This window comes from Allobosea sp. P1_A7, from assembly GCF_056406775.1.
The window spans coordinates 1-6,696 of the sequence record NZ_JBFTZN010000312.1 but is presented as its reverse complement, the minus strand read 5'-3'; the positions used below and the strand labels follow the sequence as shown (position 1 = coordinate 6,696).

At 66.8% G+C, this 6,696-nt stretch carries 6 protein-coding genes; 1 reads left to right on the top strand and 5 read right to left on the bottom strand.

The genetic code is table 11. The features are described 5' to 3' along the window. The 5 genes from AC1D34_RS32355 to AC1D34_RS32335 form a co-directional block, all read right to left on the bottom strand. On the bottom strand, positions 1 to 821 hold an 821-nt coding region (locus tag AC1D34_RS32355; protein ID WP_476826444.1), incomplete at its 3' end, for an extracellular solute-binding protein. Positions 822 to 1,006: 185 nt separating this feature from the next. Then, positions 1,007 to 1,954 (bottom strand): sugar-binding transcriptional regulator, encoded by a 948-nt coding sequence (locus tag AC1D34_RS32350; RefSeq protein ID WP_441507932.1) that lies wholly within the window; start codon positions 1,952 to 1,954, stop codon positions 1,007 to 1,009. A 6-nt stretch (positions 1,955 to 1,960) separates the two neighbouring features. Further along, on the bottom strand, positions 1,961 to 2,635 hold the full coding sequence (locus AC1D34_RS32345; RefSeq protein WP_441507933.1) for an HAD family hydrolase: 675 nt from the start codon (positions 2,633 to 2,635) through the stop codon (positions 1,961 to 1,963). A gap of 76 nt (positions 2,636 to 2,711) precedes the next feature. Then, positions 2,712 to 4,172, bottom strand: coding sequence for a xylulokinase (xylB, locus tag AC1D34_RS32340; RefSeq protein WP_441507934.1), 1,461 nt, complete (start codon positions 4,170 to 4,172; stop codon positions 2,712 to 2,714). A 209-nt stretch (positions 4,173 to 4,381) separates the two neighbouring features. Continuing rightward, positions 4,382 to 5,422: a zinc-dependent alcohol dehydrogenase gene (locus AC1D34_RS32335; RefSeq protein WP_441488384.1), complete on the bottom strand. Its 1,041-nt coding sequence runs from the start codon at positions 5,420 to 5,422 to the stop codon at positions 4,382 to 4,384. 216 nt (positions 5,423 to 5,638) lie between these two features. On the opposite strand from AC1D34_RS32335, the gene AC1D34_RS32330 reads away from it, so the two are divergent. Beyond that, positions 5,639 to 6,586 (top strand): sugar-binding transcriptional regulator, encoded by a 948-nt coding sequence (locus tag AC1D34_RS32330; RefSeq protein WP_441488385.1) that lies wholly within the window; start codon positions 5,639 to 5,641, stop codon positions 6,584 to 6,586. The last annotated feature ends 110 nt before the right edge of the window (positions 6,587 to 6,696 follow it).

Sequence of the window (6,696 nt, the reverse complement as noted above, 5' to 3'; positions counted from 1 at the left end):
GCATGCGAGGCAGTCGAGGCGATGATCGTCGAGCATTCACCCGAGGTGAAGAGCTGGATCGGGATGACGCCCTGCCCCGCGAGCTGCATCACGCCGGGGCCGATCAGGCGCTTCATCCGCTCGACCTGGCCGACGAGCTTGCCCTTGTTGAAGACGAAGCTGGTGTCGAGCCCGTCCATGCCGTTGCGCTTGGTCGCATACGGGATGTCGTTCACGGCGCTGTAGTTTTCCAGGAAGCTCCACTCGTAGTCGCCCGGCAGCACCATGGCGCATTTCGACACGCCCTTGGCCTTGATCGCTTCGAGCTGCGGCTCGAGCTCCTGCCAGGTCGCGCCGGGCTTGTCGAAGCCCGCGGCTTTGAAATGGTCGCGGTTGTAGAACAGGATCGGCGTCGAGGAGTTGAACGGCATCGCCTGGAGCTTGCCGTCGATGGCGTAGTAGCTGACGACCGGCGCGATGTATTTCTTGACGTCGATCGGCTGGCCCTGCTGGGCCATCAGTTCGCTGGTCGGGATGATCGCCCCCGAATTGACCATGGTCAGGAAGGAGCGCTCGTTCGACTGCACGATCTCCGGCTGGCGCTTGGCCCGATAGGCGGCGATCGTGCCGTTCAGGACCTCGTCATAGGTGCCCTTGCCGACCGCCTTGACGACATAGTCCTTCTGCGAGTCGTTGAACTTCTTGACCAGCTCGTCGACGCGTTCGCCGAGCGTGCCGCTCATCGCATGCCAGAACTCGATTTCGGTTGCCGCCTGGGCGCAGGACAACCCCGCCAGAAGCATCGCACCCGCACCAGCGAGCGCACCAAAGACAGGTCGCATTCAAAGCCTCCCTCGTCGGTTTATATGAGCATCTGCTCTTGATTGAAGCATATGCTCGCACACTCCGCTTCTATGTCAACCATCGATGACAAAGCGATGACGGCCGCCGGCAATCGGGGGGCACGGGCCGGACATCAGGACGAAGCGGGAGTGACGCGATGGACGCAGGGAGCTGCTGGCCGGCCTCAGAGCGCCAGCAGGGCGCGCGCCGTATCCTCGTCCGTGACGAGGCCATTGATGAGACGACCGCTGAGCGCGGCACGCAGAGGAGCGACCTTGGCGGTACCCTGTCCGATGCAGATCCGCAGCCGGTCGCTGCCGGGCTCCGGCGGCACGGAGGTGACCCGCAGATTGGTACCGCGGTCGAGCAGCCTGCCCTCACCGTCGAAGACCCAGCCGGTAACCTCGCCGACCGCGCCGTGGCGCACCATTTCGAGCAATTCGCTGCGCGTCATGAAACCGTCCCGATAGAGCACGGCGTCCTCGCCGATCTGGCTGATGCCCATTAGCCAGAGATCGGCCTCGCCGGCGATCGCGCGGATACGCCGGATCGCCTCGATCTCGATCAGCTGCGCCCGCTCCTCGGGGCTCGAGACATAGAGCGGCAGCGGCATCGGGAAATGCTGGGCCTTGGTGATCTCGGCGAGCTTGACCAGCGTGTCGAACGGGCTGGCGGAGCCATCCGGCGAGATCGTGCCGACCAGCGAGACGAGCCGGTGCAGCGGGCAGGACATCGGCGACACCCGCTCGATGCTGGCGCGCATCGAACGCCCGGTACCGAGCGCCATGACCAGCGATTTGCGCGAGCGCAGCCAGCGCTCGATCAGCACCCCGCCGAGCGAGGCGACGCCGGCCGCAGCCGTCTCGGCCGAGCCGTCGGAGGGCGCGATCTCGCAGTGCTGCAGCTCGAAACGATCGCGCAGCCGTGCCGCAAGCTCCATGCAGGCGCCGATCGGATGGTTCATCTGGAAGCTGATCAGCCCCTCGCTGCGGCTGAGCGAAACCAGCCGCTGCGCGGCGGGGCGCGAAATGTTCAGGATCCCGGCGATGTCGTCCTGGGTGCGGCCGGCAATGTAGTAGAGCCAGCCGGCGCGGGCGGCATCGTCGAGGCGCGCGCTGTCATTATCGGCCATGACGCCTCAGCCCGCCGTTGCAGGCAGCGCGAGCTCGCGCCAGGCGCCGAGCAACCTGTCGGCGCCGGCCTCGACCAGCGCGCGCCGCTGGTCCAGCACCGCAAAATGACTGCCTGCGGTCAGGCCATAGGCGGTCATTCCCGCCGCCTTGGCGGCAAGCACGCCGCTGACGCTGTCCTCGATGACGAGGCAACGCTCGGGCGCTACGCCGCGCTCGCGCGCCGCAAGCAGGAAGAGGTCGGGCGCGGGCTTGCCGCGCTGGACGCGCGTCGTGCTGAAGATCCGCCCCTCGAACAGATTCCAGAGCTCCACCTTGCGCAGGCAATGCTCGATGCGCTCCTCGTCGCTGGAGGACGCGACGCAATAGTCGACATCGAAGGCCTCGACCGCCTCGCGCACGCCGGCAACGGGTTGCAGCGCCGCGCTGAAGGCGGAGAAGAGCCGCGCCCGCCAGTCCTGCCTGAAACTCTCCGGAGCCGGCCGGCCGGTCATGCGCTCATAATCCTCGACGACTGCGCTGGCGGGGCGCCCGAGATAGCGCCGCATCACCGCTTCCAGATCATAATCCGGGTCCAGTGGCGAGAGAATATCGACCAGGGTGCGGCAGCTGATCGTCTCGCTGTCGACGAGCACGCCGTCGCAGTCGAGGATGATGAGGTCGAAGCGTGGAAGCGGAGCCATGAGACAGCAACAATCTTGAACGGATGCTCCGATCAAGAGCATCCGCTCGCATTCCTGTCAAATCCTGCAACCGCGCCTACTGCAGCGCGCGACTGAATTCAGCGGCGCTCTGCCAATCGTCGTAGCGCTCCCGATAGGCCGCAACGAGATCCCGCTGCGGATTGAAAATCTCGGGGCTGCCCAGGGGTTGGGTACAGATTTCGCCGGAGTTCTCGCCGGTGCAGGCCAAGCGGGCGAGCCGCGCCGCCCCGAAGGCGGCGCCGGTCTCGGTCTGAGGATAGCGATGCAATCTCATGTCCAGGACGCTGGCGAGGATGGAGAGCCACAGGCCCGAACGCGCGCCGCCGCCAATGACCACGGCTTCCATGATCGGCCCGCCCGCGCTTTCCAGCGCCGCCTTGCCGTCCCTGAATGCGAAGGCGACGCCCTCCAGCACCGCCTGCGTCATGGCATTGCGGCCGGTTTCGTGACCGAGACGGGCGAAGCCGCCGCGCATCTGCGGGTCGTTATGGGGCGTGCGCTCGCCGGAGAGATAGGGCGTGAACAACACCGGCGATGGCGCCGTGACGGTCTCGCCGAGCGCCGCCAGCAACTCGGCCTCTGTATGCCCCGTCACGTTCGCCCACCAGTTCAGGCTCGCGGCGGCGGAGAGATGGACCGACATCTGGTGCCAGAGGCCGGGCAAGGCATGGCAGAAGGCATGAACGGCCCTGTCAGCCCGCGGCTCGAAACCGGCGGTGGTACGCCAGAGCACACCGGATGTGCCGAGCGACAGGAAACTCGCCCCGGCGGCGACGGCGCCCAAGCCAACCGCGCCGGCCGCATTATCGCCTGCCCCTCCGGCAAAGAGCGGCGGTGAATCAAAGCCGAGTTCGCGGGCGAGATCCGCGCGCATCCGTCCGGCGGGCTGCGAGCCCTCGACGAGGGCTGGCATCTGGCTGCGATCGAGCCCGGTCGCAGCAAGCATCCTCTGCGACCAGTCGCGGGAACCGACATCGAGCCAGAGCGTGCCTGATGCGTCCGACATCTCCTCGATCGCTTCCCCCGTCAGCACAAGGTGCAGATAGGCCTTCGGCAGCAGGACTTTTCGGATGCGCCGGAAGAGAGCGGGCTCATGCCGGCGGACCCAGAGCAGCTTTGGCGCGGTGAAGCCCGGCATCGCGATGTTGCCGGTGATGGCGCGCGAGGCCGGCTCGGCCGCCTCGAGCGCGGCGCATTCCGCGCTGGCGCGGCCATCATTCCAGAGGATGCAGGGACGCAGCGGCCGGTCGGCCTCGTCCAGGAGTACGGCGCCATGCATCTGCCCTGACAGGCCAATGCCCCTGCAGAGACGAAAGGCGGAGGGCGCAGCGTCCCTCAGGTCGTGCAAGGCGCCCAAGGCGGCGGCGACCCAATCGCCCGGCTCCTGCTCCGACCAGAGCGGCTGCGGACGATGCACGGTGAGCGCGCGCGCCGTATCGGCGACGACGCGTTGTTGCCCGTCGACCAGGATGGCCTTGAGCGACGAGGTGCCGAGATCGATGCCGATGAAGCTCACGTCAGGCGCCACCTCGCCAGTGTCGGACGCCCGTCATGTTTCCACGAGCGCTTCGGTCATCGGACCGGATATCGTGTCCGGTCTGATGATCTAAGCTTATGTGTTTGCATCGGCTTTCCCGAAAACCGCGATCCACTTTTCGGGCCGATGCTCTTATGTGCTTGCATCGGCTCTTCCGAAAACCGCAATCCACTTTTCGGGCCGATGCCTTAGCGCGCGTCATCAGCGGGCCCTCGCGGGTAGATCAGGCTCTTCACCATGCCGGGCTCGTTGGCGGCGTGGCGACGAAAGGCGTCGGGCCCGTCGGCAAGCGAGAAGCGGTGGCTGACGACCGCATCGACATCGACCTTGCCCTGCGCGACGAGTTCGATCGCCCGGGGATAGACATGGCCCATGCGCCGCGAGAACTTGATGGTGAGGCCGCGCCGGCGGGCTTCGGCGGCGGGAACGACATAGCTGTCGCCATCGGGAATACCGACGAGCACGACCCGCCCGCCGATGCGCGCGGCGCGAATGGCATCGCGAAAGCCTTCCGGTGCATTGGTGGCCTCGACCACCAGCGGCATGCCCTCGCCCTTCGTCCAGTCCGCGATCTCGGCCACGCTGGCGCCGGCCTTGCTCGCGCCGAGCTTGAGCGCCAGCGCGCGCCGATGCTGCTGCGGATCGCAGGCCAGAATCTCGCCGACGCCGACGGCCCGGAGCACCTGCAGGATCAGGAGCCCGATCGGGCCGCAACCAATCAGCGCGACGCGTTCGAGCAGGCGGGGCTTGGCGAGGTCGACCGCGTGGATCGCGACGCCGAGCGGCTCCAGCATCACGGCATCGCTCGGCGTGAAGCGTTCCGGCACGGGAACGATCTGCGATTTCGGCACCCAGATCCGCTCGGTCATCGCGCCATCATGCGGGGGCGCACCGATGAACACGACCTCGGGGCAGAGATTGGGGTGGCCGTCACGGCAATGCTGGCACTGGCCGCAGGCCTGATTCGGATCGACCGCGACCAGTGCGCCCCGCGCCAGGCCAAGCTCCGGCAGGTCCTCGGTCAGCCAGCCGCTGAACTCGTGGCCCGGCACGAAAGGGGTGGCAATCACGGCCGAACCGATGCCGCCATCCTTGTAATAGTGCAGATCGCTGCCACAGAGGCCGACGGCCGCGACATCCAGCAGGGTTTCACTGGCAGCCCCCTCGCGCAGGTTGAACGGCGCGAAGCGCGCGTCACCCGCGGCGTGAAGAAAGATGGCGTGGGACATTCTGCAACGCACTCCGGCTTCGCTGGGCCTTCTACAAATGTATTTGTGTATTTACATTAGTGAAGGTCAAGGCAAATCCGCAGCGGCAGGCCGCATCGCTGTGCGTTGTCGCAGCAAACGAAAGCGATGTAAGCCCGGTGCAGGAACGCAATCTCGACCGATTCCGCCGCGAAGGGCTGGCGGTCTCGACGCCGCTCTCGCCCTTGGGATGACGCGATGCCGGAGGATCCGCAAACCCAGGTCAGGGCCGCCTGGCTCTATTACATGGAAGGCCTGACCCAGGCGGATATCGCCGACCGGCTGAAAATGACGCGGCTGCGGGTCAACCGCCTGCTGAACGAGGCGCGCAGCAGCGGGCTCGTGAATATCACGATCAATTCGCGGCTGGAGAGCTGCGTCAGGCTGGAACAGGCGCTGGTCGAGGCGTTCGGCCTCAAGGACGCGATCGTCGTGCCGACGCCGAGYGACCCGGCACAGATCTCCGCGCAGATCGGCAAGGCGGCCGGCGAGCTGGTCTCGCAGATCATCGACGAGCATCCCTCGGGCGTCTTCGGCGTCGGCTGGGGCGGGACGCTGCGCGAGACGATCCGGCATGTGCGGGCCGGCCAGTATCGCGACCTGACCGTGACCTCGATGATGGGCGGGCTGACCTATGGCATCGAAATCAACACGTTCGAGATCGCCAGCCATTTCGCCAGGCTCTGGCAGGCGGAGTGCCATTATCTGGCGGCACCGATCTATGCCGGCACGCCGCAATCGCGCGACACCATCCTGGCGCAGGACGTGTTCGAGGCCGCCTTCGCCCGCATCCGCGCGACCGATGTCGCGATCCTCAGCGCCGGTGATCTGAGCGAGCGCTCGCTTTTGGTGCGCTACGGGCTACCCGGCGATGTCGGCCCCAGGGAATTGGCGGAGCATGGTGCGGTCGGCGACATGCTCGGGCAGTTCATCGACGCTGAGGGCAACGCGATCGACCACCCGATCAACCGCCGCGCCATCGCCCTGCCCCTGGACGGCCTGCGCCGCATCCCGACCGTGATCCTGGCATCCGGCGGCACGAACAAGGCCGCGGTGATCGCAGCCGCACTCCGCGCCAGGCTGGCGTCCGTGGTGATCACCGATGAAGACGCCGCCGCGGCGGTGCTGGCGCTGCATCGTGGCTGACGCGTGAGCGCGCGAGGCGCTCATCGCCGCCAGAAGGGCTTGGCGATCTCGGCCTCGACCTGCCATGTCGTCAGGCCGATATCCCTGATCAGACGCGGATTCTCCTGCAG

Excerpts from the sequence above, each read along its gene's own strand:
- AC1D34_RS32345 (WP_441507933.1), bottom strand. The coding sequence starts at position 2,635 with ATGGCTCCGCTTCCACGCTTCGACCTCATCATCCTCGACTGCGACGGC.
- AC1D34_RS32335 (WP_441488384.1), bottom strand. The coding sequence starts at position 5,422 with ATGTCCCACGCCATCTTTCTTCACGCCGCGGGTGACGCGCGCTTCGCG.
- AC1D34_RS32350 (WP_441507932.1), bottom strand. The coding sequence starts at position 1,954 with ATGGCCGATAATGACAGCGCGCGCCTCGACGATGCCGCCCGCGCCGGC.